Source organism: Amycolatopsis iheyensis, from assembly GCF_024703995.1.
Lineage (GTDB): Bacteria > Actinomycetota > Actinomycetes > Mycobacteriales > Pseudonocardiaceae > Amycolatopsis > Amycolatopsis iheyensis.
This window is the reverse complement of sequence record NZ_JAMXQV010000031.1, coordinates 14,720-39,727: the sequence shown is the minus strand read 5'-3', so window position 1 is coordinate 39,727 and position 25,008 is coordinate 14,720. Positions and strand designations below refer to the sequence as shown.

Annotated in this window: 22 protein-coding genes and 4 tRNA genes; 11 read left to right on the top strand and 15 right to left on the bottom strand. The window is 70.4% G+C overall.

Going from position 1 to position 25,008, the window contains the following annotated elements; genetic code table 11:
• Positions 1-37: 37 nt before the first annotated feature.
• The 3 genes from M8542_RS41110 to M8542_RS41100 all read right to left on the bottom strand — a co-directional run bounded on the left by M8542_RS41110 (position 38) and on the right by M8542_RS41100 (position 3,211).
• Positions 38-652, bottom strand: a complete 615-nt coding sequence (locus tag M8542_RS41110; protein WP_257925798.1) for a malonic semialdehyde reductase — start codon at positions 650-652, stop codon at positions 38-40.
• A 222-nt stretch (positions 653-874) separates the two neighbouring features.
• Positions 875-2,404, bottom strand: coding sequence for a sugar transferase (locus tag M8542_RS41105; protein WP_257925797.1), 1,530 nt, complete (start codon positions 2,402-2,404; stop codon positions 875-877).
• Positions 2,405-3,136: 732 nt separating this feature from the next.
• A tRNA-Val gene (locus M8542_RS41100) sits at positions 3,137-3,211 on the bottom strand.
• A 390-nt stretch (positions 3,212-3,601) separates the two neighbouring features.
• On the opposite strand from M8542_RS41100, the gene M8542_RS41095 reads away from it, so the two are divergent.
• The 4 genes from M8542_RS41095 (at position 3,602) to M8542_RS41080 (ending at position 4,380) form a co-directional block, all read left to right on the top strand.
• The gene (locus M8542_RS41095) at positions 3,602-4,027 is read left to right on the top strand and encodes an SsgA family sporulation/cell division regulator (RefSeq protein ID WP_033293569.1); all 426 of its coding nucleotides are present in this window, start codon (positions 3,602-3,604) and stop codon (positions 4,025-4,027) included.
• Between the two features lie 112 nt (positions 4,028-4,139).
• A tRNA-Gly gene (locus M8542_RS41090) sits at positions 4,140-4,212 on the top strand.
• Positions 4,213-4,233: 21 nt separating this feature from the next.
• A tRNA-Cys gene (locus M8542_RS41085) sits at positions 4,234-4,304 on the top strand.
• 1 nt (position 4,305) lies between these two features.
• Positions 4,306-4,380: transfer RNA gene (locus tag M8542_RS41080), tRNA-Val, on the top strand.
• Between the two features lie 56 nt (positions 4,381-4,436).
• Here M8542_RS41080 and M8542_RS41075 read toward each other — a convergent pair.
• The gene (locus M8542_RS41075; RefSeq protein ID WP_257925796.1) at positions 4,437-5,054 is read right to left on the bottom strand and encodes a site-specific integrase; all 618 of its coding nucleotides are present in this window, start codon (positions 5,052-5,054) and stop codon (positions 4,437-4,439) included.
• Positions 5,055-5,596: 542 nt separating this feature from the next.
• Between M8542_RS41075 and M8542_RS41070 the strand changes: the two genes are divergently transcribed.
• Entirely contained in the window at positions 5,597-6,085 is a 489-nt protein-coding gene (locus M8542_RS41070; protein WP_257925795.1) for a beta-class carbonic anhydrase, read from the top strand.
• 333 nt (positions 6,086-6,418) lie between these two features.
• A complete protein-coding gene (locus M8542_RS41065; protein WP_257925794.1) occupies positions 6,419-7,189 on the top strand; it encodes a DinB family protein in 771 nt (256 codons plus the stop codon).
• 715 nt (positions 7,190-7,904) lie between these two features.
• Here the strand turns inward: M8542_RS41065 and M8542_RS41060 are convergent.
• The 3 genes from M8542_RS41060 to M8542_RS41050 are packed head-to-tail and all read right to left on the bottom strand — an operon-like array spanning position 7,905 to position 10,703.
• Complete coding sequence (locus M8542_RS41060) at positions 7,905-8,618, bottom strand: hypothetical protein (RefSeq protein WP_257925793.1); 714 nt, start codon at positions 8,616-8,618, stop codon at positions 7,905-7,907.
• A 58-nt stretch (positions 8,619-8,676) separates the two neighbouring features.
• On the bottom strand, positions 8,677-10,017 hold the full coding sequence (locus M8542_RS41055) for a sensor histidine kinase (RefSeq protein WP_257925792.1): 1,341 nt from the start codon (positions 10,015-10,017) through the stop codon (positions 8,677-8,679).
• 8 nt (positions 10,018-10,025) lie between these two features.
• Positions 10,026-10,703 (bottom strand): response regulator transcription factor, encoded by a 678-nt coding sequence (locus M8542_RS41050; RefSeq protein ID WP_257925791.1) that lies wholly within the window; start codon positions 10,701-10,703, stop codon positions 10,026-10,028.
• 190 nt (positions 10,704-10,893) lie between these two features.
• On the opposite strand from M8542_RS41050, the gene M8542_RS41045 reads away from it, so the two are divergent.
• Both M8542_RS41045 and M8542_RS41040 read left to right on the top strand, forming a co-directional pair.
• The gene (locus tag M8542_RS41045; RefSeq protein ID WP_257925790.1) at positions 10,894-12,141 is read left to right on the top strand and encodes a bifunctional glycosyltransferase family 2/GtrA family protein; all 1,248 of its coding nucleotides are present in this window, start codon (positions 10,894-10,896) and stop codon (positions 12,139-12,141) included.
• Positions 12,138-14,291 carry an ArnT family glycosyltransferase gene (locus tag M8542_RS41040; protein WP_257925789.1) on the top strand — a complete coding sequence of 718 codons (2,154 nt, stop codon included), beginning with the start codon at positions 12,138-12,140 and terminating at the stop codon, positions 14,289-14,291. The genes M8542_RS41045 and M8542_RS41040 overlap by 4 nt, the downstream gene beginning before the upstream one ends.
• A 134-nt stretch (positions 14,292-14,425) precedes the next feature.
• On the opposite strand, the gene M8542_RS41035 is transcribed toward M8542_RS41040, so the two are convergent.
• The 8 genes from M8542_RS41035 to M8542_RS41000 are packed head-to-tail and all read right to left on the bottom strand — an operon-like array spanning position 14,426 to position 21,803.
• Positions 14,426-15,100: a GntR family transcriptional regulator gene (locus M8542_RS41035; RefSeq protein WP_257925788.1), complete on the bottom strand. Its 675-nt coding sequence runs from the start codon at positions 15,098-15,100 to the stop codon at positions 14,426-14,428.
• Positions 15,097-15,945 (bottom strand): amidohydrolase family protein, encoded by an 849-nt coding sequence (locus M8542_RS41030; protein WP_257925787.1) that lies wholly within the window; start codon positions 15,943-15,945, stop codon positions 15,097-15,099. The genes M8542_RS41035 and M8542_RS41030 overlap by 4 nt, the downstream gene beginning before the upstream one ends.
• A 10-nt stretch (positions 15,946-15,955) precedes the next feature.
• Positions 15,956-16,912, bottom strand: a complete 957-nt coding sequence (locus M8542_RS41025) for a substrate-binding domain-containing protein (RefSeq protein WP_257925786.1) — start codon at positions 16,910-16,912, stop codon at positions 15,956-15,958.
• A gap of 10 nt (positions 16,913-16,922) precedes the next feature.
• On the bottom strand, positions 16,923-17,726 hold the full coding sequence (locus M8542_RS41020; RefSeq protein WP_257925785.1) for a substrate-binding domain-containing protein: 804 nt from the start codon (positions 17,724-17,726) through the stop codon (positions 16,923-16,925).
• A gap of 1 nt (position 17,727) precedes the next feature.
• Positions 17,728-19,371 carry a thiamine pyrophosphate-binding protein gene (locus tag M8542_RS41015; RefSeq protein WP_257925784.1) on the bottom strand — a complete coding sequence of 548 codons (1,644 nt, stop codon included), beginning with the start codon at positions 19,369-19,371 and terminating at the stop codon, positions 17,728-17,730.
• Entirely contained in the window at positions 19,368-20,408 is a 1,041-nt protein-coding gene (locus tag M8542_RS41010; RefSeq protein WP_257925783.1) for an amidohydrolase family protein, read from the bottom strand. The genes M8542_RS41015 and M8542_RS41010 overlap by 4 nt, the downstream gene beginning before the upstream one ends.
• Positions 20,405-21,265: an HpcH/HpaI aldolase family protein gene (locus tag M8542_RS41005; protein WP_257925782.1), complete on the bottom strand. Its 861-nt coding sequence runs from the start codon at positions 21,263-21,265 to the stop codon at positions 20,405-20,407. Before M8542_RS41005 ends, M8542_RS41010 begins: the two co-directional genes overlap by 4 nt.
• The gene (locus M8542_RS41000) at positions 21,249-21,803 is read right to left on the bottom strand and encodes an SRPBCC family protein (protein WP_257925781.1); all 555 of its coding nucleotides are present in this window, start codon (positions 21,801-21,803) and stop codon (positions 21,249-21,251) included. Before M8542_RS41000 ends, M8542_RS41005 begins: the two co-directional genes overlap by 17 nt.
• Positions 21,804-22,124: 321 nt before the next feature.
• On the opposite strand from M8542_RS41000, the gene M8542_RS40995 reads away from it, so the two are divergent.
• Genes M8542_RS40995 through M8542_RS40985 form a run of 3 tightly spaced genes read left to right on the top strand, consistent with a single transcriptional unit; the run spans position 22,125 to position 24,951 of the window.
• Positions 22,125-23,003, top strand: a complete 879-nt coding sequence (locus M8542_RS40995; RefSeq protein ID WP_257925780.1) for a substrate-binding domain-containing protein — start codon at positions 22,125-22,127, stop codon at positions 23,001-23,003.
• A 32-nt stretch (positions 23,004-23,035) separates the two neighbouring features.
• Entirely contained in the window at positions 23,036-23,884 is an 849-nt protein-coding gene (locus tag M8542_RS40990) for an amidohydrolase family protein (protein ID WP_257925779.1), read from the top strand.
• 5 nt (positions 23,885-23,889) lie between these two features.
• On the top strand, positions 23,890-24,951 hold the full coding sequence (locus M8542_RS40985) for an ABC transporter substrate-binding protein (protein ID WP_257925778.1): 1,062 nt from the start codon (positions 23,890-23,892) through the stop codon (positions 24,949-24,951).
• The last annotated feature ends 57 nt before the right edge of the window (positions 24,952-25,008 follow it).

Sequence of the window (25,008 nt, the reverse complement as noted above, 5' to 3'; positions counted from 1 at the left end):
CCGCCCCCGGTTCCGGAGACGGCCCGCCCCGATCGGGTCAGAGCGTTTCGACGACCTGGTCGAAGTCCAGCCGCGGCAGGCGGTCGAACCACGGGTTCTCGCCGGGCTTGCCGACGTTCACGACGACCAGCGAGCGCCACTTCTTGTCCGCGAAGAACTCCTCGTCCACGCCGGCGGCGTCGAAGCCGGTCATCGGGCCCGCGGCGAGCCCGGCCGCGCGAACGCCGATGATGAAGTAGCCGACCTGCAGGAGCGAGTTGAGCTTGCTGAACTCGACGCGGCCCTGCTCGTCGGAGAAGTTGTCCTTCACCTGCGGGGCGTGCGGGAAGACCTGCGGGATGTTCTCGTGGAAGTCGACGTCCGCGGCCAGCACGACGGTCAGCGGCGCGGCCTCGGTCTTGTCCCGGTTGCCCGGGGCCATGTGGGGCAGCAGGCGGGCCTTCGCCTCGGCGGTCCGGAGCACCAGCGCCCGCAGCGGCTGCGTGTTCATCGACGTCGGGGCCCACTTGACGAGGTCGTAGATCGCGCGGACCTGCTCCTCGGTCACCGGCTCGGAGCTGAAACTGTTGGCCGTGCGCGCCTCGCGGAAGAGGAGGTTCTGGACGTCCGCGGGGAGCTGGAGGGCCTCGGTCTGCTCGGCAAAGGTGGTCATGGGGCGGGGTTCCTTCCGTTGGTCGGGTACCCCGTGCAACCAGGTTGAGCGTTTGACTATTTCGCGTTCAACCAGTTGCGTGGATCACAGCCGGCAGGCATTGCGCTACGGCGAGCGAACAACCCTCAGCCGTTCGAGGCAGTCCCCCTCCGCGAATGACACGGCCGCCGACCCCCTCCAGCGGGGTCGGCGGCCGTGGTGCGAAGCGCGCGGTCGGGCGGCTCAGTAGGCGCCCTGGCCACCCATCACCGCGCGGAAGGTCTTCCAGAGGATCACCAGGTCCAGCGCCAGCGACCAGTCCTCCACGTACCGCAGGTCGAGCCGGATGCTCTCCGCCCACGTCAGGTCGCTGCGGCCGCTCACCTGCCACAGCCCGGTGAGGCCCGGCTTCACCAGCAGCCGGCGGCGGGCGTCCGGCGCGTACTGGGCCGTCTCCTCCGGCAGCGGCGGCCGCGGGCCGACGAGCGACATCTTCCCGGACACGACGTTGAACAGCTGCGGCACTTCGTCGAGCGAATACCGGCGCAGGAAACCACCCACGCGGGTGATCCGCGGGTCGCGCTTCATCTTGAACAGCGGGCCCGCGCCTTCGTTGTCCTGCTCGAGCGTTTTCCGGATTTCGTCGGCGTTCGTGACCATCGTGCGGAACTTGAGCATGGTGAACGTCGCCCCGTCGCGGCCGACGCGGCGCTGGCGGTAGATCACCGGGCCGCGGTCGTTGAGCTTGATCGCCAGCGCGATCACCAGCAGCAGCGGGGAAAGCAGGGTCAGGAGGAAGGCGGAGCCGGCGCGGTCCACGATCTCCTTCACCACGCGGCGGCCGCCGGTGAACATCGGCGCGGTGACCCGCAGCAGCGGCATCCCGAGCACGCCGGTCACGTTCAGCCGGGGCCCGGCGACCTCCATCAGCACGGGCGCCACGACCATCTCCGCGCCGGTGCCCTCCATGTCCCAGGCCAGCCGCTGCAGCCGCTTCGGCGTCCAGTACTGGTCGGCGGTGATCGCGACGACGCGGTAGCCGCCGCGGCGCACGTACCGGGACAGTTCTTCGAGCCGCCCGACGACCGGGACGCCGTCGATCTCGCCGCTGTCGCGGTCGGCGCCGTGCCCGGTGAAGGTGCAGGCCGCCTCGACGCGCCAGCCGACGTGGACCTCGGACTTGGTGCGCGCGATGAGGTCGGCGACGGTCTCCGGGCTGCCGGCCGCCATCACCGGCAGCAGGCAGAGTCCCTTGGCGCGCTTGCGGTGCAGCACCTGGCGCAGCAGGTACCGCTGCGGGAACGCCACGAGCGCGATGGCCGGCACGACCACGAACACCCAGACCTGGACCTCGAGCGCGCCGAACAGCAGGCCGCCCAGTGCGACCAGGACGGCCGCGGTGATGAAGCCGCGGCCGAGCGTGCGGTACTCCTCCGCGCCTTCGCCGAGCACGCGCGGGCTCCACGCCCGGCTGACCGGCAGGGAGACGAAGACCGCGAGGATCGTGCCGAAGGCGTGCATGTCGTGCGGGGCCACGCGGTCGATGACGAACGCGCTGATCGCGATCACCAGCAGCGTGACGAACACGTCGCTGCCGATGACCCAGGCTCTGTATCTCGCCTCCCAGGCCGCGGGCAACGCCTTGGGGGACGGGGTGCCGCCCACCTCGCCGCCCGGCTGCTCGTCCCGCTTGGCGGGACGCGGGATGGCCTGAAGGTCGATGTGCGGCGGTGGCTGGCTCACCGTGTACGAAGGCCGCACCGACTCTTCCATCTGACCTCCCGGGAACAGGGATCGGGGTTGGGACCGCGGACACGCAGCGTCACCGAATGTGATTTCGGAGAGTCATCGCGACTCGATCACTCGAGCAGCACCCACGGACGGTTCACACGGCAAGGTATCGGCGACTCTCTCAGCATCGTTACAAGGATTTCCAGCCACATGCTGTGCGACTTCCCCGCCAGAAAATGGCCGCAACATAACAAGATGATGACGATGGGTAATAGTGCGTATCCCCGGAAAAACTACGGTATGTAGCCAAAAGGGCGTTACCCGCACTCGGGTGGACCACGCTGTTCCGAACGGCCGAACGCGGCCGGGAATCTACTGTGGACACTGGGCCGCGCCGGCGGTCCACAGTGGACCACCGCGCGCCGCGGCGGCCGGCGCGGCGGCCGCCGGTGATCACGCAGTGACATACATCGCGAAATCGTCACGCGTGCCGGTTTTCGTCGCACGTCCCCGGCTGCCGCGTGCCGAGGATCACATCGAAGCCTCCCGAGCGGTTCGTTCCACAGAAGACCGCCGCGACGGCAGGCCCCGGAAGCAGATCCAGCGAGCCTCGGCGGCACGGGCGCGAACTGCTCCTGCCAGCACATACGCATGATCCGAACGGATCGTTCACTCCGCTTGGACGCGCGTCGCGGAATCCGGCGCCGACCTGGGCGCGGCACGCACAACAAAGGCCCCGGATCGAGAGATCCGAGGCCTTCGGCGTCGCGGTGCTGGTGGGCGATACTGGGATCGAACCAGTGACCTCTTCGGTGTGAACGAAGCGCTCTCCCGCTGAGCTAATCGCCCGCTCGCGGTGTTGAAGAAACTTTAGCGTACGACTTCAGGACGCCTGCAAACGGGTGGTCTCGACCGACCACACTCCGCTTACCGGCGAGTACGGAACGAACAACCCCGAGCTAGCCGGGGTTGTGCCGGCCGGGGGCCGCCCGACACGACGTTCGACATCCGTGCGACGGTGCTATCGCCCGGCGGCTAAACCGCGCAGTATGGACGAGTGGGCCCTCACGGGGCGCGGCGGTCCATCGCGCGTCGTGGGGTGATCACGGGCGTGGAGGGGGCCGATGAGCCCGGACGGGTGATATGCGGCGCACTCGTGACGGATTCGGCCTCCTGACGCGTCCCAGTGGTGACGCCCTCGGCCGGGCCGGGCCGGGAAGGGAGACGAAGGGTAGGACGATGCGCAACGATCACGTGACGCTCCGCTCGACGGCGGTCTTCGACCTGCTGGCGCCGCGGACGCCCGCGGTTCCGGTCAAGGTGGAACTGCGCTACGACACACGCGACCCGTATGCGGTCGTCGCCGCCTTCCGCACCGGCCGCGCCGGCTGGGTCGAATGGGTGTACGCACGCGACCTCCTCGCGGACGGCCTCCTGGCCGACGCGGGTGACGGGGACGTCCGCATCCGCCCGTCGGTGGAGGATCCCGAGTCGGTGCTGATCGAGCTGAACTCGCCGTCCGGGCACGCCATGTTCGAGGCGTCGGCCCAGGAGCTGGCGGACTTCCTCGACCGGACGTACGACGTGGTGCTCCCGGGCAACGAGCACCTGTGGGTCGACGTCGACGACGCCCTCACCCACCTCATCCCCCACGATTTGGCCTGATGACGAGCTTGCAACGGCGGAGTGACACCCCGGTGTCAAAGCCGGTTGCGGGGTCCGATATGGTTTTCTCACACCACGGCGACGAGGGTTCAGGCCCCTGGAGCTGCGGAATGCGGATGTAGCGCAGCTGGTAGCGCATCACCTTGCCAAGGTGAGGGTCGCGGGTTCGAATCCCGTCATCCGCTCGATAGGCTCTCGAGCCTTGCGGTGGAGTGGCCGAGAGGCGAGGCAACGGCCTGCAAAGCCGTGTACACGGGTTCGAATCCCGTCTCCACCTCGCGCGATTAGCTCAGCGGGAGAGCGCTTCCCTGACACGGAAGAGGTCACTGGTTCAATCCCAGTATCGCGCACCACCTGAACCTGCAGGTCAGAAGCCCTGTCCCTCCCCGGAGGGGCAGGGCTTCAGTCGTCAGATGGCGACGGCACCCGGTACCGGGACGGCCCGCCTGGACCGCAAGTGCGCACCAGCTCGGCCCGCTCCCAGGGGATACAGCGCCGCCGGCGACCGCGGCCAACGCTCCTGCAGGACGTCCAGGATCTGATTCACCATCACATGGTCGTAGACCCGCGCGATCCCTTCCATCTTCTGCCCCAGCCGCGCGCGTCGCGCGACCTCCGGGATCCCGTCCTCGGTCAGCCACGTCGCGTGCGTGTGCCGCCCCTCGTGGAACGTGAACGTCGGCAGGATCGGTGGCCGCCGCTCCCCCGCCCCGGACTCGTCGCCGTCCCACGCTGGCCGCCAGAACCGGATCCGGAAGTTCGACCGCCGCCACGGATGTCCCTCCGGCGTGCACAGCCCAAACGGCTCCCGATGGCTGCCCATCAGCTCCTCGTAGAGCACCGCGACACCCGGCGGCAAGGCAACGAACCGACTCCCCGCAGGGGTTTTCGTCCCACCCTTCTCGGACCGGGTGTTGCCGCGCCGCGTCGGTGGTCGCTGGCGGCCTCCCTTGTAGACCTTCCCCGCCACTTCCTTCAGCGGCGTCCGGATCTCGATCCCGCGCCGCTCGGTGCCGAACTCGCCCATCGACACCGGACCCCGTTGCACGGGTTCGCCGGGATCATCCGCGCCCGCACCGCTCCGTTGAGGATGGTGGAGAACAACGCGAACTACGAGGACACCGACGACTCGGCAAAGTCGTCGTGCATCTCCCACCCCACGCCCCGCCGTTCCGGCCGATCTCATGCCCACCTTCGCGCAGATGGGCCGACTCGACGGCGAAATCGCCGAATGCGGCCAAGTCCGCGCCGGCCGCGACGGGTTCAGCGAACTCCGCCGCGCCGACGAGGCCGTCGACCTGCTCACGGCCCTCGCCGGTACCGACTGGCAGCACGACCAGCGGGTCGCCGCCCTGACCACGGTTCTACGAACGCTTCGCCGACCAGGCCGTCTCCGTCGCCAAGCGCCTGGAGTTCGCACACACCGGCGACCTCCCGAGGCCGTGGGGCGAACGGATTGCCACGGCCGCCCGATCGGGCCGGCAACCGTCCAGTACATGGGCAGAATTGCGCATAGGTGCATGCAGCGATCCACTCGGCGCATCCCATTCAGCTGAGAAAGGATCGCTCATGTCAGTCACCGACGAGTTGCTGACGAACAACGCCGAGTACGCCGCGACCTTCACCGGGCCACTGCCGCTGCCGCCCGCCAAGCACGTCGCCGTCCTCGCCTGCATGGACGCCCGCATCAACGTCTACGGCGTCCTCGGCCTCAACGAAGGCGAAGCCCACGTGATCCGCAACGCCGGCGGCGTCGTCACCGAAGACGAAATCCGCTCCCTGGCCATCAGCCAGCGCCTGCTCGGCACCGAAGAGATCATCCTCATCCACCACACCGACTGCGGCATGCTCACCTTCACCGACGACGACTTCAAGCAGTCCATCCAGGAAGACGTCGGCGTCAAGCCCGCCTGGGCCGCCGAAGCCTTCGGCGACCTCGACGAAGACGTCCGCCAGTCGATCGCGCGGATCAAGAACAGCCCGTTCATCCCGAAGAAGGACTCCGTGCGCGGCTTCGTCTTCGACGTCGCCACCGGCAAGCTGACCGAGGTGAGCTGAGCAGCGGCCGCCGCACGGACGAGCCGGCCGTCAGGCGAGTGACGGCCGCTCGGCCGTTCTGGCGCGCAGGTCCGCCCACACCTCTCGACGACGACTCCGCGATCGAGCGGTCCGACAGGCGGACCAACCCGTCGGTGATCCCGCGAACCTCGAAGTCCGCGGGCGACAGACTTCGTGTCCTCGGATTGGCTCGCCCGCCGCCCGCACCCGCCGACCCATACAGCAGCGCATCCCAGCCCAGACACCTCCGCACACGATCTCTCAGACGACAATTTTCCGACGCGTTGGCACGAAACTGCGGCGCGGGCGAGCCGGATGGGCGAGGCTGCGTCGATGGCTTCCGACTACGCCCACAGCGACCAGTTCCGCGGTGCCCGCATCCACCTGTGCAACCTGGCAGGTCTCGAGATCCGCGACTGCGACGTGAACGGCCTGAAGATCGTCGACTGCTACGGCAGCAACGTCTACCTCGGCGGTGACTTCGAACGCGTCGTCGTCAACGACGTCGACGTGACCGCCTACGTCGAGGCCGAACTCGACCGCCGCCACCCCACGCGGGCACTGGCGCGGGACGCGACGTCCATCGAGGACTACCAGGCCGCCTGGGCGGCCATCGAGACCCTGTGGACCGCGACGCTCGAGCGGGCGAAGCAGCTGCCCGAGGCCACACTGCACGAGCAGGTCGACGGCGAGTGGTCATTCGTCGAGACGCAACGGCACCTGCTGCTCGCCTCCGACGCCTGGCTCGGCAACGCGGTGCTCGAAGAGGACGCGCCCTACCACCCGCTGGGCTACCCCCACGGCGGGATGCCGCCCGAGCAAGCGGCAAAGCTCGGCCTCACCCTCGACGCCACCCCGACGCTCGCGGAGGTGCTCGCACCGCGCCTCGCCCGCATGGCCACGATGCGGCGCGCCGTCGACGGACTCACCGCGGCCGAACTCGACCGGGTCTGCGGTCGCAAGCCGGCAGACCCGTACCCCGACCAGCAATACATCGTCCGACGCTGCCTCAAGGTAGTGCTGAAGGAGGAAGCCGAGCACCACCGCTACGCGGTGCGCGACCTCGCGACGCTCGAAACAGGCGTGCCTGAACGGCACCCCTGACTCCGGGACGAGGAAGCGCCACCGGGCGGGGTTCCGGAAATCCGTACTGAGGCCGGCCCTCGACCGGGTGGCCGCCCTCGCGCGATCATGCAAGCCAACGCGACGATGATCGTTGTGACCGGGATCGCGCCGCCGACCCTCGCCGCCGAGACCGCTGGTCGCCCGCTCCCGCCGCTCATTGGCGCGGTGGCTCGGTGGGCTCGACCTGGTGCCCCCCGGCGTCGCGATCGCCAACGTCGAGGAAGTGCAGGAACCAGGTCGACGACGAGGTCCTGAGGTTGGAGACCAGTAACCGCATCCCAAGGAGATTCTTGAGTCGAGCCGACATCGACGACCAGGGTCACGTACTGGGTGCCGATGCGCGAGAAACCGGGCTACCGTCCAGATCCGGATTGCTTCTTCGCCAGTTCTCTGGCCTTCACAAGACGTTCGCCGAGTTTCGGCTGCAAAGCACCCGGCCCGCGACGTTCCGGTGGGCAAGCCGCTTGCCCTGATTCGACTTCGCCGCCCTTCGCCAGTTCTTCGACGTAGCGAAGCCAGTCCCCCATCGGCTCGCCGAGGAAGTTCCCCAGCCGGTCACCGAAGTTCTCGCCTTCCGTCAGCTCGCGAATCTTTCGATCGAGGTCGACCCTGCTCGCGACGTTCTTGACCGCCGAGAGCCGTTCGTTCTCGGCGCCCGCGTCGCGAATCCGAAACCACGCGCGAGCGATGTCTTTCAGGCGCTCGACCTCGACTGCTGGGTACGATCGGCGCTCGCGCAGTCAGCCTTGTCCGTCGGCAACAGAGGAACATCGAAGGCGGCCGGCAGCGGACGGGACGGCCGCTCAGGGTCCATCCCGGCAATCCATCGGCAGTGAGCAAGCCATGTGGCCTCGGCCGCAAGATCGCCAGAACGCTTCCTTTCGACAACGGCCCGCGCCTTTGCGACATCCGCCGCAGGAACGAGGCGAACGATCACCTCGAGAGAGTCCACGCCGAATTCGTTGACGTACGCATTCGCGCCGACGGCGCCTACGATCACGGTCGTGGGGCCGTCAGCCCCCTCGACGACCGCCCACTGTCCCACGGACGGAGGCACGGAGAGTCCCCAGCGGTAGGCATAGGCGTGCTCAGGGCTGAAATTCCTGAGCGGCTGAGGATTTGTCAAGTCGCGAAACGAACACAGGACCGCAGTCTGGCACACCGCAGGCCGCCTTCGTCGGGACCAGGAGCGCCAAATGGACACTGACCGAGCCGATCGAGCAGCAGCGGCACTCACGGCCGCCGTCAATCCCGCCGCGCCGACGGGGTCGGTGGTCACCTCGCCGCCGGCCCCCGCGATCACCTCCAGGATGCGCTCGAGCTCCGCATACGGGATCGCCATCATCCGTTGCGTGAATGCCGTGGCCGCCGGATTGCCCTGCGCGTCACGCCGTCGTCCTGGCTTCACCGATGAAGACCCCGGCGCCGATGCCGTGATGCGGGCCCGGCATACCGACCTGCGGCGACTACCTGGGCGGCAGCTCGGCTACAACCAGCGCGCCCCGGCCCGACGGCGGGTCCTCGAACCGGACAGTTCCCCCGTGGGCGGCCAGGGTGTCCACGACGATGGCCAGTCCCAGGCCCGATCCCGGCAGGGATCGCGCCTCGGGCGCGCGCCAGAACCGTTCGAACGCCGACCTCCGATCGGCCGGCGCGACGCCGGGGCCCTCGTCGGCGACGGAAATCCGGCCGGGCGTGGAGCGGACCGTGACCACTGATTCCGCGGGCGAGAACTTGATCGCGTTGTCGAGCAGGTTGAGCACCATGCGCTCCAGCGCGCCCGCGTCGCCGTGCACCACCCACTCGGCGTTCTCGACCTCGAACGTGTGGTCGCGGGCCCGGCTCGACGCCCGTCGGACCGCCTGCTCGACGACGGCGGCCACGTCAACCTCGGTGTGCTCGCGCTCGCGCTCGTCGCGGGCGAGCACGACCAGCTCGGTGACGAGGTCGCTGAGCTCCTCCGCCTGCACCTGCAACCGGTCCAGCGTCCGGGCGCGCTGCCCGTCGGCCAGCAGGCGGCCGGTGTGCTCGCTGCGGGCGAGCAGGTCGACGTTGGTCCGGAGACTGGTCAACGGCGTCCGCAGCTCGTGGGCCGCGTCCGCCACGAGCGCCTGCTGACGCCGCCGAGACTCGGCGAGCGCACCGGTCATCGCCGCGAACGCCCGCCCCAGCCTGCCGACTTCGTCGCGGCCGGACACTTCCACGGGGAGGTCGAGGTCCTGCGTCCGGGCGATCTCCTCGGCCGCGCCGGTCAGCCGCGCCATCGGTTCCAGGGTCCGGCGGGTGAGCACCAGCCCGGCCGCGGCCGCGAGCGCCGCCCCGAAGATCGACACGATGAACAGGACGTTGGCCAGCCCGTTGAGCGTGTTCTCGACCTCGGCCAGGCTGCGCGAGATGGCCAGCACGTTCCCGTCGCCGACCGGGCCCAGCAGCACCCGCACCGGCGTGCCGGACTGCGTGTAGCCGTCCCGCAACGTCACCGCGCCCACGGTCCGGTCGGTGTCTTCGAGCACGACCGAGTCCACGCCGGCGGGCGAGCACGTCGTCCCATCGGCCTTGAGCAGCTGCACGCCCTCCAGGAACCGCTGCAGCGGACGGCCCCGGTTCACCGCCCGGCACAGGTCGGCCCAGTCGGGCTTCGGCGCGTCCGGGTCCTGCGCGCCGGGCGGCGGCCAGCCGCCGAGCAGCGTCTCGTCCAGCTGCGCGCGCAGGTTGTGCTGGGTGGACACGTAGGTGACGGTGCTGATCGAGGCGATGGCGAGCGCGACGATGACCGCGGTGATCAGGGCGACGCGGCTGCCCAGCATCCGGGGTCTCACGGCGCCCGCAGCACGAACCCGACACCGCGAACGGTGTGCAGCAGCCGGCTCGCGCCGCCGGCTTCGGTCTTGCGCCGAAGATACCCGACGTAGACGTCGAGGTTGTTGGTGCGGCTCGGTTCCCGGCCCCACACCGCCTGCCGGAGCTGGTGTTTGGTCAGCACCTTGCCCGGCGCGTCGAGGAACACGGTCAGCAGGTCGAACTCGGTCGGCGTCAGCTCCACCTGCCGGCCGTCACGGGTGACCTCGCGGGTGCCGGGATCGAGTTCGAGGTCGCCGAAGCGGCGGACCTGCGGCACGTATCGCCGCCCGCGGTTCTGCTTCAGCAGGGCACGGACCCGGGCGAGCAGCTCCTCCAGCGCGAACGGCTTGACGAGGTAGTCGTCGGCCCCCGAGTCGAGGCCGGTGACGCGGTCGCCCAGCGCGTCGCGCGCGGTGAGCATCAGCACCGGCAACCGCTCCCCCGCCTCGCGGATCCGGCGGCACGTCTCCAGGCCGTCGACCTCGGGCATCATCACGTCGAGGATCACCAGGTCCGGCTTCGCCTCGCCGGCCACCGCCGCCAGTGCCGTCGTGCCGCAGGTGGCCGTGCCGACGTCGTAGCCCTCGAATTCGAGGCTGCGCTGAAGGCTTTCCCGCACGTCGGGATCGTCGTCCACCACCAGCAGTCGCACCGGGCCGAGGTTACGCGGTGAATCTGTGTACCGGCCGTCGGTCTCACCGGGTGAGGTGAAAGATCCACCTCTCATGATTCTCTCAGGTTAATTCCAGGCCATTCTCACGACCGGTAGCCCACCGTGAGAGCCACGTAACCGGTCACACAGCGTCGTGCTCGACCGCCGGAAGACCCAGAACGGAGGAAGCATGTCGGTCGGCGCGACCGGAGGCCTCAGGACCTCCCCCGAACAGCGTGCTGCGACAGCCACGGTGGACATCGTCGTCCCGGTCTACAACGAGGAGCGGGCCCTGCCGGGCTGCGTGCGGGTGCTGCGGGAGTTCCTCCGTGACCAGTTCCCCTTCGGCTGGACCATCGTGATCGCGGACAACGCCAGCACCGACCGGACCCTGGAGGTGGCCGAGGCACTCGCCCGAGACGACGAGTCCGTCCGCGTGCGCCACCTCGACCGCAAGGGCCGCGGCCTGGCCTTGCGCGAGACCTGGCGGGCCAGCACCGCCGACGTCGTCGTCTACATGGACGTCGACCTCTCCACCGGGCTCGACGCGCTGCTGCCGCTGGTCGCCCCGCTGGTCAACGGCCACTCCGACGTCGCCATCGGGTCGCGGCTCGCCCCGGGCGCGCGCACGGTCCGCGGGCCGAAGCGCGAGTTCGTCTCCCGCTGCTACAACGGCCTGATCCGGCTGACCCACGGCGCCCGGTTCTCCGACGCGCAGTGCGGGTTCAAAGCCGCACGCACCGACGTGGTCCGGCCGCTGCTGGACCACGTCGAGGACGACGCCTGGTTCTTCGACACCGAACTGCTGCTCCTGGCCGAGCACAACGGGCTGCGTGTGCACGAGGTCCCGGTCGACTGGGTCGAGGACACCGACAGCCGCGTCGACGTCGCCAAGACCGCCCTCGACGACATCCGCGGGCTCGTCCGCGTCGCCCGCGCGAAGGCGGCCGGCACCGCGCGGGTGCCGGACCTGCCCCGCCGTCCGGCGCCGCGGGCCGCGCACCCGGACGCGGTGCTGGGCGCGCCGAGCGGTGGCCGGCTGTGGGAGGTCCTGTCGTTCGCGGCGATCGGTGTGATCTCGACGGTCGCGAACCTCGTGCTGTACGGACTGTTCCGGCTGTGGTGGCCGGTGCTGGTGGCCAACCTCGTCGCGCTCGTCGTCACCACGCTCTTCAACACCGAAGCCAACCGCCGCTTCACCTTCGCCGGTGCGAGCGTCCCCCGCCGCAAGGCGCACCTGCAAGGGTTCATGGTCTTTGGTCTCTACTACGCCTTCACCTCCGCCGCGCTGCTCGCCCTGCACGGGTTCGACCCGGCCCCGGGGCGCGCGCTGGAGCTGACCGTGCTGTTCGCGTCGTCGGTGCTGGGCACCGCCGGCCGGTTCGTGCTGCTGCGCAGCTGGGTCTTCCGCAAGAACAACCGAGAGGACGAAGAATGACAGTCGCCGCCGACCAAGTGGCATCGGCCGGCCGCGTCGCCGCCCCGCGCCGGACGCGGTGGCAGGTGTGGGCGCTCGCCGGGATCTGCGTCGCCGCGGGTGTGCTCTACGCGTGGCGGATCGGCGCGGGCCAGCTGGGCAACACGTACTACTCGGCCGCCGTGAAGTCCATGACGGACAGCTTCACGAACTTCCTCTTCGGCTCGTTCGACCCGTACGGCGTGTTCACTGTGGACAAGCCGCCGATGTCACTGTGGCCGCAAGCACTTTCGGTCATGGTCTTCGGGTTCCACGGCTGGGCCCTGCTGCTGCCGCAGGTGATCGAGGGCGTCGCGGCGGTGTTCCTGCTGCACCGCACGGTCCGGCATTGGGCGGGCGAGAACGTCGCCCTGCTGGCCGCGCTGATCCTCACGCTCACCCCGATCACCGTCGCGATCAACCGCGACAACAACCCGGACACGCTGCTCGTACTGCTGCTCATCGCGGCGGCGTACGCGTTCACCCGCTCGGTGAAGGCGGACACGAGCCGTGCGCGGACCCGCTGGCTGCTGTGGTGCGCGTTCTTCATCGGCTGCGGGTTCGTCACCAAGATGATGCAGGCGTGGATCGTCGTCCCCGGGTTCGCGCTGGCATACCTGGTGGGGACGAGCGCGCCCGTCAAGCGGCGGATCTTCGACCTGCTCGGGGCCGGCGTGGTGCTGTTCGCCTCGTCGTTCTGGTGGGTGGCGCTGCACGACTGGTGGCCGGGATCGAAGCCGTACATGGGCGGCAGCACCGACGGCACCGCGTGGAACCTCATCTTCGGCTACAACGGCTTCGGCCGGATCTTCGGCGACGAAGGAAACTTCGGTCCCGGCGGTGGCGGCGGTGGGCCTCGGCCCGGCGGGATGGACCTGCCCGAGGGGATGTCCCCACCGGCCGGGATGGGCGGTGGCATGTTCGGCGGCGACACCGGTCTCGGCCGGATGTTCGGCCAGTCGGTCGGTGGGCAGATCTCGTGGCTGCTGCCGCTGTCGCTGTTCGTGCTGGTGGTCGTCGCCGTCCAGGGCGTGCGGGCGAAGGGACCGGGCGACCCGGCTTCGCGTGCCGGCTGGTTCGTATGGGGCGGCTGGCTTCTCGTGACGGGGATCGTCTTCAGCTACGCACAGGGCATCTGGCACCCGTACTACACGACCATGCTCGCCCCGGCGATCGCGGCGATCTCAGCCGCCGGGCTCGCGCGGCTCTGGCGCACCTACCGCGGCGACGGGGCGGCCTCGTGGCTGCTGCTGCCCGCCGCCGTCGCGCTCACCACGGTGTGGGCGTTCGTGCTCGCAGGCCGCGAGCCGTCGTGGCACGGCTGGACCCGCTGGGCGGTCCTCGTCGCGGGCGTGGTCACCGTGGCCGCGCTGCTCGGGGCCCGGCTCGTCGAGACGCGCCGGCTGGTGGTTTCGCGGGTGTCGCTGGTGTTCGGGCTGGTGACGGTGCTGCTCGTGCCCGCGGTGTGGTCCACGGCGACCGCGGCGACCGGCGAGAACCTCGGCGTGATGCCCGCCGCGGGACCGAGTGGCGGCGGCTTCGGCGGCATGCGCGGGGGCGGCCCGGGCGGCTTCCCCGGCGGCAGCGGTGCCATGCCGCAGTTCCCGGGCGGCACCGGAGACCTGCCGCAGATGCCCGGCGGGACCGGCGGCTTCCCCGAACTGCCGGGCGGCCCGGGCCGCGGCCGCGCGGGCGGCGGCTTCGGCGGCATGGACGGCAAGCTCACCGACGAGCAACGCCGCGTCCTCGACTACGCCCGGCAGCACAAGGGAACCGCGGAGATCACCCTGGCCGTCGACGGCTCGGCGACCATGGCCGCGGGCTTCATCATCGGCTCCGACGAGACGGTCATCGGCATGGGCGGCTTCATGGGCAGCGACGACTCGCCCTCGGTCGACCAGCTCCAGCAGTGGACCGCCGAAGGGAAGCTGAAGTTCGTTCTCGGCAACGGGTCCGGCGGACGCGGCGGCGGCATGCCCGGCATGAACGGCGGAGCCGGACAGCAGCGGCAGCAGTGGATCGCGCAGCACTGCACCGAGGTCGACCCGGCGGCTTACGGCGGGCAGGCGGCACAGCAGGACCAGCAGGCGGGACCGATGGGAGCGCAGACCCTCTACGAGTGCCGCGCCTGAGTCGCGGTGTCGGACGGCGCGGCCGCGCCGTCCGACACCGGGCGAGAACGGCCGAAGCCGGCATCTTGATCGAATTGTGCGCGCCGTCGCGGATGACTCCGGGTGCCGCCATCCGTGCCTTTCGAAGCGCCCGATCACTCCGCGCCGTCGCCGGCCGGGACTACGACTCGGGCACCTCCGGGCTGTTCGAGCAGCAGTGCCCGCCGGGCCGAGCCGACGTGGTGGCGCATCGCCGCCGACGCGGCCTCCGGGTTGCGCGTGACGATCGCCAGCAGGATCGCCCGGTGCTCGGCCAGCGAACCCGCGCGGGGGTGGCGGGCGGAGATGTTGCGGTATTGGCGCATCACCAGCGGGTAGAGCAGCGTGTCGTACGTGCGCGCCAGCGTCGCCTGGTGAGCCGCCGCCTTGACCTGCTGGTGGAACGCCCGGTTGCCCGTCGAGTACGCGGCCTGGTCGCCGCGTTCCTGCGCCCGCTCCATCGCCTCCAGCGTACGGCGCAGGCCGAGGATCTCCTCATCGGTCGCCCGCTCCGCGGCTTTGCCCGCCAGCGCGGCTTCCAGGGTCTCGCGGGCCTCCAGGATGTCCGCGGCCTCCGCCAGGCTGAAGCTCCTGGTGCGGACGCCGCGGTTCGCTTCGCTCGTGACGTACCCCTCCTGCGCCAGACGCACCAGCACCGACCGGATCGTCCCGCGCGACACGGCGAACCTGCTGGTCAGGTCCGACTCCGTCAGCCGCGTGTTCGGCTCGTAGGACCCGGACAGCAGGAGCGTCCGCAGGTCCTCGTAGACCTGGCTGTAGCGCGTGGTCAACCCGGCAGCCCCGGGTACAGCCGGCGTGCCGTCCCGGCGAAGATCTCGCGCCGCTCCGCCTCCGGGACCTCGGCCAGGACGTCCTGGGCCAGCGCCACCAGCTCGGGCAGCGACTGCTCGGCCGCGGGCAGGTTCGAGCCCCACGCGATCCGCCCGGCGCCGAACGACGCCAGCACCGGGTCGAGGAACGCGGCGGCCTCCTTGCCCGCGGCCTGCAGCGGTTCGAGGGTGCGGTGCGTCAACTTGAGGTGCAGGCCCGGGTGGACGGCGAGCTTCGCGACGTCGGCGCCCGCGTCCGCCGGGGACTCCGCGACCGCCGGGTAGCCGAGGTGGTCCAGCAGCACCCGGACCGTCGGGAACCGCTCCAGCAGCGCGACGAGCTGCGCGGTCGCCGGGCCGAGCCGCATCTGCAGGCACACCGGCACGCCCAGCTCGGCGGCCTTTTCCCAGAACGGGAACGACTCCGGCGCGGCGAACCACTCCCCCTGCGTCGGGACCGTGCTGCCGCTGGTGAACAGCCGCACGCCCGACAGGCCAGCGCTGGTGACGGCTTCGAGGTGCGCGGGCGCGTCCGACCGGAGCGGGTCCACGGTCCCCACGGCGAGGAACCGGTCAGGCCGCTTCGCCCGGCTGTCGAGCACGTAGGAATTGTCGTAGCCGTACGCGGTGGTGGCCTGCACCAGGACCGCCTGGGCGATGCCCGCCGCGTCCATCCGCTCGGCCATGCCGTCGGCGGTCACCGGCCGGGTAGTGGCCCAGCTGGACTGCTTGCCGCCCAACGGCGAACGCGGGTAGCGCGCGAGGTCGTCGGAGACGATGTGGCAGTGGGTGTCGACGATGTCCATGGGGTTCCTCTCAAGCGTCGGGGTAGTCGCCGGCCGCGAACAGCTGCGCGGGCTCGGCGTCGAGCAGGCCCTGCTGACGTGAGAACGCCACGAGGGCCCGCAGGCTCTTCTCGTTGGCGGCCAAGCCGTACGGGATCGGGTCGGTGCCGAGCTGCCGCGCCTGCTTGCCCAGCCGCGGCAGTGCAGTCCACTCCGGGTCCGCCGAGATCTGACGCCGCTTGCTTTCGGCGAACGCCGCATAGAGCACGCTCGGCAGGTCCGGGTCCTTCTCGACGAGCTCGCGGCGCACCGCGATCACCGAGTGCAGCGGGTAGATCCCGGTGCGCAGGAACCAGTCGGTGGCGAGCACTTCGTGGTCGGGGAACAGCGGGTACGGGCCGTCGCCGAGCTGCTCGGCCGTCCAGCCGGCCCGCGGTGCGCCCGCCCGTCCGGTGCCGGCGTTGCCGCTCAAGGCCGCGTCGATCTCGCCCGCGCGCAGTAGAGCGCCCAGCGAACGGCCGTCGGTGACGCGCTCGACGTTTGACGGCGCCCGGCCCTCGATGTGGTCTTCGTCGTCCACGACCCACGTCACCGAGCCGAGGTCGAGGCCGTACTCGTCGTGCAGGATGCCGCGCACCCACACGCCGGTCGTGACGGTGTAGGCGCGCACGCCGATCCGCTTGCCCGCCAGGTCGCCGGGGACCCGGATGCCGGACGCCGCCGCGCACTGGACGTCGGCGTGGTGGAACCGGCGGTTGAGGAACACCGGGATCGCGGTGAGCGGCACCCCGGCCTGCAGCGCCATCAAGTAGGACGTCGGCGCGAGCTCGCAGACGTCGAACTCGAGGTCGCGGATCATCCGGCGGTACGCGCCGATCACCGGGCTGACCTCCACCGGTTCTACCGCGTAGCCGGGGATTTCGACGTCGCCGCTCAGCAGGGCGCGCCCGTGCGCGTAGTCCCCCAGGACCATGGAAAGCTTCTGCATGACTTACCTTTCAGCCGAGTCGGGAAGCGCTTACACCGAGGACCGAGCAGGTGCGGTCCACCAGTTCGCCGAACGAGACCTCGCGCGGCAGCACCTGCTGTTCCCACGCGTAGCGCGCGACCTCGGTGACAGGGCCGCGCAGCGCCTCGAACCCGGCCAAGACCTTGGACGCCAGTGCGTCATAGACCGCGAGCACCTCCTTCGCGTCCGCCTCCGGCGAAAGAGCGACCACGTGGTTGACCGGCGTGAACCCCTTGCGCGCGGCCCATTTCTCCGCGACGTCGAGCGCGTCCGGGATGGCCGTGCGGATCCGATCGTCGGCCGGCAGCTCGTTGCCCAGGATCCCGAAGTCGACGTTCCCCGCGAGGAACTCGGCGGGCAGCTTAACGCCCTCCGGAGCCCGCCGCACCCAGTCGGGATCGGTGTATTCGGGCAGGTGCCCGTCTTCGTAGGTGACCCAGTCCACTTCGGACAGCTCGACGCCGTACTGCTCGGCGAGGAACCCGCGCACCCACACCCCGGTGGTCTGGCTCCACGAGCGCACGCCGACGGTGTGGCCGCGCACGCCCTCGATTCCCGCGTCGCCCAAGGTGACCAGGGTCTGGTGCTGGTGCCGTTCGAGCGCGGCGATCGGCAGCAGCGCCACCGGCTTGCCGTAGGCGACCGCCTGCAGCAGGGTGACGATGGCCAGCTCGCAGACGTCGGCGACGCCGTCGTCGAGGAACGGGCGCGACGCCTTGTGCACCGGCCGGATGTCGAGGCGTTCGCCGCCGGCGGCCGCCGCGAGGGTGTCGTTTCCCAGGATGATCTTCATGTCACACGTCCTCGCCGTACTGGATCCGCCGATAGGGCACGCTGAGCACGTCACGGGTGATCCGGACGTCGACGACGGTCGGCCGCGGCGCCCGGACGTACTCGCCCAGCGCGGCCCGCAGTTCCTCGACCGTGCGGACGGTCGCTCCCCTGCCGCCCAGCGCCCGGGCCACCGTGCCCAGCTCGGGCGTCGGGATCACCGCGAGGGCCGGGTCGAGGCCCTTGGCGGCGGCCTTGTGGTACTCCGCGCCGAGGCCTTCGTCGTTCATGACGACCACCAGCACGGGCAGCCCGTAGCGGCAGGCCGTCTCGAACTCCGGCAGGTGCATGAGGAAGCTCGCGTCCCCCTCGACGACGAACGTCGGCTCACCGGTGGCGACCGCCGCGCCGATGGTCAGCAAGGGTGCCTGCCCGATCGCGCCGAACATGCCGTAGTTCGACGTGACCTCGCGGGACCGCTGGAACAGCATGGTGCCGAAGTCGGTCTGGTGCCCGCTGCCGAGGACCAGACCGATCTCGCCCGGCAGTTCGTCGTCGATGACCGCGATCGCCTCGCGCGGGTCGATCAACCCAGGTTCGCGGCGGTAGTCGGCGGGGTCGACCAGCGGCGCGGTGAGCCGACTGTGCACGTCGGGAGTGTGGAAGCCTTCGCCGGCAAGGCCGTCAAGAGCGTCGGTCAGCGCGGTGAGCCCGGTGATCGCGTCCGCCTGGAGGTAGCAGTCGGCGACGCGGCCGTTGCCCATCACGACGTGCGGCGCGGTGTCGATCTGCACGAACGTCGCGTCGGGGAACAGGTAGCCGCTCTCGATGGTGTAGTGGTTGAGGCTCGCACCCACCGCGATCACGCAGTCGGCTTCCTGCAACAGCTCCATCGCGACCTTGCTGCCGAACAGCCCGGCGATCCCGACGTGGTAGTCGGTCCGGCCGTAGAGCCAGTTCTTGGCCTGCAACGTCGTCGCGAGCAGGGCGCCGGTCCGCTGCTGGAGGGCGAGGACCTCGTCGTCGGCCCCGGCCTGGCGCGCGCCGCGGCCGGCGATGATCACCGGGCGCTTGCTCGCCGCGATCAGCTCGCGGGCCTGCTCGATCCGGTCCGGGTGCGGGAGGATCGCCGACGTGCGGAGCAGCTCGGTCGACGGCGAGTACGGCATGACGTCCTCGAACTCCTGCAGCTGGACGTCGATCGGCGCGCTGATCATGACGGGCCGGGATTCGGTGCGGGCCAGGTGGAACGCGCGGCGCACGACCTCCTCGGCGGCGTCCGCCTTGGTCACGCGGAGGAACTCGCACTCGATCGCGGCGGCGAACCGGCGCTGGTCGAGGTACTGCACGGCGGACTCGTCGCCCAGCGGGGTCTCGCCGCAGAACGCGACGAGCGGGATGCGGGCGCGGGCGGCCACGATCATCGACGTCGCCAGCTGCGCGACGCCCGGCCCGCTCGTGGTCGTCACGACCCCGGGCCGGCCCGACGCGCGGGCGAACCCGTGCGCCATGCTGAGCCCCGCGCCTTCGTGGCGCACCTCGTAGAGGCGCGTGCCGCGCTGGGCGAGGGCGTTCATCCAGTGCATGTTGGCGTCGCCCATCATGCCGAACACGTCCGTGGTGCCCTCGGCGGCGAACGCCGCGGCCAGTGCTTCGTAGACCTTCATCGCACGGCCTCCTTTTCCTTGTCCTGGAGGCGGGCCACGAGCCGCGGGAAGACGCGCAGCGCGTTGCCGCCGTAGATGGCCCGCCGGTCGTCCGGGGCGATCGACGGGATGGCGTCCAGCAGGGCCTTCGTGTCGTCGAACCGGTGGCCCGTCTCGGGATCGACCGCGCGGACGGCGCCGATCATCTCCGAGGCGAACAGGATGTTCGCGGCCGGGACGACGTCGGTGAGCAGCTCCAGGCCGCGCTTGTGGTAGACGCAGGTGTCGAAGAAGACGTTGCCCAGCAACGACTCCTCCAACGGCGGCCGGCCCCGGTCGAGCAGGAAGCCGCGGTAGCGGCCCCAGTGGTAGGGCACCGCGCCGCCGCCGTGCGGCAGGATCAGCCGCAGCGTGGGGAAGTCGCGGAAGAGGTCCGACTGGCACAGCTGCATGAACGCCGTCGTGTCGCCGTTGAGGTAGTGCGCGCACGTGCCCTGGACGGCGTCGTTGCGGGACATCGCGACGTGCACCATCGCGGGGACGTCCAGCTCCACCAGCTTTTCGTAGAGCGGGTAGTAAACCCGGTCCGTCAGCGGCGGCGCCTGCCAGTAGCCGTCGGAGGGGTCCGGGTTGAGCAGGCAGCCGACGAACCCGAGTTCGGTGACGCAGCGCTCCAGCTCGGCGGCCGACGCGGTCAAGGAAGCACCCGGCGACTGCGGGAGCTGGCAGACGGGCGCGAAGTTGTCCGGGAACAGGCCGCAGACGCGCGCGATGAGGTCGTTGCTGACCCGGGACCACACGAGGCTGGTCTCGGCGTCGCCGTAGTGGTGCGCCATCTTCCCGGCGCCGGGCGAGAACAGGGTGAGGTCGGTGCCGCGTTCGCGCTGCAGCTTGAGCTGGCCGTTCTCGATCGCGGCGCGGATCTCGTCGTCGCCGATGCGCAGCTCGTCGGGCGAGACGCGCGCGCCCGAGCCCTCGAACGCCTTGATCTGGCGTTCGCGCCACTGGCCGAGCGCGGGCGGCGCGGTCGTGAAGTGACCGTGACAGTCGATGATCATGAAGAGGTCCTCCCGGTGAGTTCCCGGCCCCGCTCGAGGCCGGGGTAGCCGCGGACCGGCGCGGTCATGAGGAAGCGGTAGCCCTCGGCGACGACCTGCTCGGCGTTGCGGGCAGTGACGTGCGGGTGCCCGACGACGACGTCGTGTTCCAGGCACGTCTTCACGATCCGGGCCCGCGCTTCGACCATCAGCGGGTGGTCGAGCTGGCGCGGCACGCCGAGCTCCTGGCTCAGGTCGCCTTCGCCGATGAGGATCAGGCCGATGCCGGGTACTTCGTCGAGGATCGCCGGCAGGTTCTCGATGCCGAGCTGGTCTTCGATCTGGATCACGACCAGGATTTCGCCGTCCGGGGCGAGCGGCCAGACGTCGGCCTTGGCGTAGTAGTCCTGAGTGGACAGACCCCAGTACCGCGCGGCCGCGGCGGGAGCGTCCCCGCGCAGGCCCGCAGGCTCGAAGCGGCCCGCTTCCGGTTGCCGCGGGTAGCGGCAGGCGGCGACGGCGTTGCGGGCCTCTTCGACACGGGAGATGTGCGGCCACACGATCCCGTACGCGCCGAGGTCGAGGGCCTGTTTCGCGTGCCACTGACCGTGTTCGGCACCGTTGACCGGCACCCGGACGAACGGCGTGGGTGACGGCGCGAGCGTGTCGCCTTCGAAGATGCGGCGGCGGTCGAGCAGGTACTGGAGGCTGTCGCGCAGGTTCGCGGCGTCCCACGGCTTGTGCTCGGCCTCGAAGACCAGGCCGTCGTAGTCCGAACCCGCGAAGTCGAGGGCCGCGGCCGGCTCGGGGGCGGCGAACGCCGCGAAGGCGTGCTGCCCGGATTCCAGCGCGCCGATGACGCTATTGAGCCTGGCCACTGCGCACCTCGCTCCTCTGTCGCTTGAGGACGGTCGTGAGCCAGGCCTTCACCCGGGCCCACACCGAACGACGGGGCTCGGCCACGACGACGTCGCCGGCGCACCGGCGGACCAGTTCGGCCGCGAACTCCTTGGTCATCCGGGAAACCACGGCCCCGGCGCCGGCTTCGATCAGCGACGCGAGCTTGCCGGCGAGGGTCACCTCGCCGGTGACGCGGACCCAGCAGCCGCCGGCGTCCTCGGTCACGTGGAAGGTGGCGTGCGCGGAGAAGCGCGTGGCGCCCTGGCCGTCACGGCCCTTCGCCGACAGGCGCCCTTCCCGCGCGGGCTCGTCCAGGTCGAGCGACACGCGAGCGCCGAAACGCACGCGGACGGCGCCGAACTTGACGACCAGCGTGCCGTCGAAGGAACCGTCTTCGTGGGACTCGCCGAGTTCGGCGCCGCTGATGCAGGACACCACTTCGGCGGGGTCGGACACGACCTCCCACACCCGTCCCGGCGACGCGGGCACGGGGATCTTCTCGTCGATTTCGATCAAGGCTGCGACCTCGCTTGGCGATGGGTCAGATTGTTTAACAACTTGCTCCGGCAACGTAGCAGCGCGCCTGGCTGCTCGACAAGACGTGCAGGTGAGCGACTTCAGTCACCGGCGCTCGCGACCAACTTGTTAAACAATTTTTGCCGATCTTCGCCCCAGTCCGGAAACCGCCCATGACCTGGGCATCCTCGCGCGAGCAGCCAGTACGACAGGGGCAGATTCGCCCGGATTGTTCTACGATCTGACCGTCAGGACCCTTGAAACCCCAGGAGACGCCGCGTACGTTCGCCAACACTGTTGAACATTCCGGAGGAGTTGTCCATGGCCGGACCCCTGTCCATCGCGGTGAAGTCCTACCCGCACACGGCGTTCCTGACCGATCCCGCCTTCACCGCCGGCGGCCGTCCCGTGTCCGTCGACGCGGCCGACCCCATCTACCGCGCGTTCGCCCCGATGGTGCGCGAGCTGCGCTACGACGTCAGCGAGCTGGCGATCGCCACGTTCCTGCAGGCCCACGAGGCCGGGGCGCCGATCGCCCTGCTCCCGGTGGTGCTCAGCGGCGACTTCCACCACCACTCGCTGACCCGCTGGCCCGGCTCGCCCGAGATCGCGCCGGGCGACCTGGCCGGCCGCCGGATCGGCGTGCGCGCCTACAGCCAGACCACCGGCCTGTGGGTCCGCGGCATCCTGCAGGAGGAGTACGGCCTCGACGCCAAGGACGTCACCTGGGTGACCACCGAGGAGCCGCACGTCGCCGAGTACGTCGAGCCGCCGAACGTCGAGCGCACGACCGGGAAGCTCCTGGAAGTGCTGCGCCGCGGCGACGTCTCGGCCGCCGTGCTGGGCCCGCCCGCGCTCGACAGCGCCGAGGGTCCGCTGGTCCCGATCATCCCCGACTGGCGAGCGGCCGAAGAGGCGTGGGGCGTCCGGCACGGGACCGTGCCGATCAACCACATGCTCACCGTGCGGCGGGACCTCCTCGAGCGCGAGCCGCAGGTCGTCACCGACCTCTACCAGGCGTTCGGCACCCGTATCGAGGAACGCAAAGCGGCCGAGGACGGCCCGCGCGTGCGGGCTCTGCGGTTCGGCGTCACCGACGAGCTGGTCGCCGGTCTGCAGGTCGCGATCGACTACGCGCTGCAGCAGAACGTGATCCGGACCCCGGTGACCGTGGCCGAGCTGCTCGGCGACTTCGCCTGATCCCCGCTCATCTTTCCCAGACCCGAGGTGCCATGTTCAGCGTCGACACGCACACCCACATCATCTCCCCGGACACCACCGCGTACCCCGCCGCGCCGCTGGGCGGCCACCGCTCCGAGTGGTCGCGCGAGCGCCCGGCCGACATCGACGCGCTGCTGCGCGAAGCCGACGCCGCCGGCGTGGACCACCTGATCCTCGTCCAGGCGTCGACCGTCTACGGGTTCGACAACAGCTACGTCGCCGACCAGCTCGCCCGGCACCCCGACCGCCTCAGCGGCGTCTGCTCGGTCGACTTCCTTTCCCCGAAAGCCGTCGACGACCTGGGCCACTGGATCGACGAACGCGGCTTCCGGGGGGTCCGCATCCGCGCGGCGGACGGCACGACCGCCGTCCCGACGCCGGGCCGCGGGCTCGACGACGAGCGCATGACGCCGGTCTGGGAGTTCCTGTCCCAGCGCCGGGTGCCCGTCTGCATCCAGATGCACGCGAAGCACGCCCCGATCCTGGCCGACCTCCTGGAGCGCTACCTCGGGCTCACCGTGCTCCTCGACCACGCCGCCCGGCCGCGGCTCGGCGACGTCCAGCCGTACCCGGAGCTGTCCCGGCTCAGCGGGACCGGCCGTGTGTTCGTCAAGCTCACCCCGCCGGCCGTCCTGCGCGCCGGGCAAGAAGCGGCGCCGCTGTTCGCCAAGCTGGTCCGGGCCTTCGGTCCCGGCCACGTGCTGTGGGGGTCCAACTTCCCCGCGTCGGCGGGCACGCTGGCCGACCTGGCCGACCTCGTCCAGGCGCGGCTGCCCGAACTGGGCGACGCGGACCTCACCCTGATCAGGGGCGGGAACGCCGCTCGGCTTTACGACGTCACCGTCGCGGAGGGACAGTGAGGCCCATGACCACGACCCGGAAGCTCCGCCTGGCCGCGCTGGCCGCTGTGGTCGCTCTCCTCGGCTCGGCCTGCAACTCCGCACCGCCGGTGCCCGACACCAAGAACCTCGACGAGCTGTACCAGGCCGCCAAGGCCGAAGCCCAGGTCATCTGGTTCGCCCCGAAACCCGAGGCGCAGATGCGGCCGGCCATCAAGGCGTTCGAGAAGAAGTACCCCGGGATCACCGTCCAGTACACGAACAAGAAGGCCCCGGACCTGGTCACCCAGCTGAACGTCGAGCAGGCCGCGCGCCGCGTCAGCTTCGACGTCTCCAACGCCGGCGGCCTCACCGTGCTGCCGTCCCTCGACATGGCCGCGCCGGTCGACTGGGCTGCCTACAAAGTGCCCGGCGACCAGATCTTCAACGGCAACTTCGTCTACGTCTGGGCGGTGCCGAAGGTCTGGGCGTACAACACCGACGCCGTGCCCGCCGGTTCCGCGCCGAAGAACTGGGACGACCTGCTGAGTCCACAGTGGAACGGCGGCAAGCTGACGGTCGAGTCGCGTGGGTCGTTCATGACGGTGTGGGCCCAGGACCCGAAGCTGGGCACGAAAGCCGGGCTGGACTACGCCTCCCGGCTGCGGCAGCTGAGCCCGCACTACACCGACAACACCACGCAGGCGCACACCAACATCATCTCCGGGCAGACCCCGGCCGGCACCGACCTGATCAACCTCGTGCTCGCCGACCGCGCCAAGGGCGCCCCGATCGCGGTGGCCCCGGTCGGCCCGACGAACGCGAACAAGGCGTACCTCTTCGTGCCCACCGGCTCCCCGCACCCGGCGGCCGGCCGCCTGCTCACGGCGTTCCTCGCGTCGAAGGAAGGCCAGGCCGCCCTGGTCGGCAGCTACAACTCGATCATCCCGGAGAACACGGACTGCGCGAAGCCCGGCGCGAACAAGGTCGTCGCGGCCCTTTGCCAGGCCGGCGTCCAGTGGTTCAGCGAAACGAACATCCAGCAGTACCAGCAGTTCTCCGACTTCTTCCCCCAGGTCGAGCAGGCGCTGGGCACCGACGTCAACTGACGCCCTCTTTGGAGACTCCGACGATGCAGTCCGCCACCCGGGTCGCTCCCCCAGCGC

Coding starts and splice junctions, on each gene's coding strand:
- M8542_RS41010 (WP_257925783.1), bottom strand. CDS start 20,408: ATGATCATCGACTGTCACGGTCACTTCACGACCGCGCCGCCCGCGCTC.
- M8542_RS41030 (WP_257925787.1), bottom strand. CDS start 15,945: ATGGACATCGTCGACACCCACTGCCACATCGTCTCCGACGACCTCGCG.
- M8542_RS41065 (WP_257925794.1), top strand. CDS start 6,419: ATGGCTTCCGACTACGCCCACAGCGACCAGTTCCGCGGTGCCCGCATC.
- M8542_RS41015 (WP_257925784.1), bottom strand. CDS start 19,371: ATGAAGGTCTACGAAGCACTGGCCGCGGCGTTCGCCGCCGAGGGCACC.
- M8542_RS40995 (WP_257925780.1), top strand. CDS start 22,125: ATGGCCGGACCCCTGTCCATCGCGGTGAAGTCCTACCCGCACACGGCG.
- M8542_RS40990 (WP_257925779.1), top strand. CDS start 23,036: ATGTTCAGCGTCGACACGCACACCCACATCATCTCCCCGGACACCACC.
- M8542_RS41105 (WP_257925797.1), bottom strand. CDS start 2,404: ATGGAAGAGTCGGTGCGGCCTTCGTACACGGTGAGCCAGCCACCGCCG.
- M8542_RS41020 (WP_257925785.1), bottom strand. CDS start 17,726: ATGAAGATCATCCTGGGAAACGACACCCTCGCGGCGGCCGCCGGCGGC.
- M8542_RS41075 (WP_257925796.1), bottom strand. CDS start 5,054: ATGGGCGAGTTCGGCACCGAGCGGCGCGGGATCGAGATCCGGACGCCG.
- M8542_RS40985 (WP_257925778.1), top strand. CDS start 23,890: ATGACCACGACCCGGAAGCTCCGCCTGGCCGCGCTGGCCGCTGTGGTC.
- M8542_RS41040 (WP_257925789.1), top strand. CDS start 12,138: ATGACAGTCGCCGCCGACCAAGTGGCATCGGCCGGCCGCGTCGCCGCC.
- M8542_RS41045 (WP_257925790.1), top strand. CDS start 10,894: ATGTCGGTCGGCGCGACCGGAGGCCTCAGGACCTCCCCCGAACAGCGT.
- M8542_RS41055 (WP_257925792.1), bottom strand. CDS start 10,017: ATGCTGGGCAGCCGCGTCGCCCTGATCACCGCGGTCATCGTCGCGCTC.
- M8542_RS41095 (WP_033293569.1), top strand. CDS start 3,602: ATGCGCAACGATCACGTGACGCTCCGCTCGACGGCGGTCTTCGACCTG.
- M8542_RS41110 (WP_257925798.1), bottom strand. CDS start 652: ATGACCACCTTTGCCGAGCAGACCGAGGCCCTCCAGCTCCCCGCGGAC.
- M8542_RS41070 (WP_257925795.1), top strand. CDS start 5,597: ATGTCAGTCACCGACGAGTTGCTGACGAACAACGCCGAGTACGCCGCG.
- M8542_RS41025 (WP_257925786.1), bottom strand. CDS start 16,912: ATGCAGAAGCTTTCCATGGTCCTGGGGGACTACGCGCACGGGCGCGCC.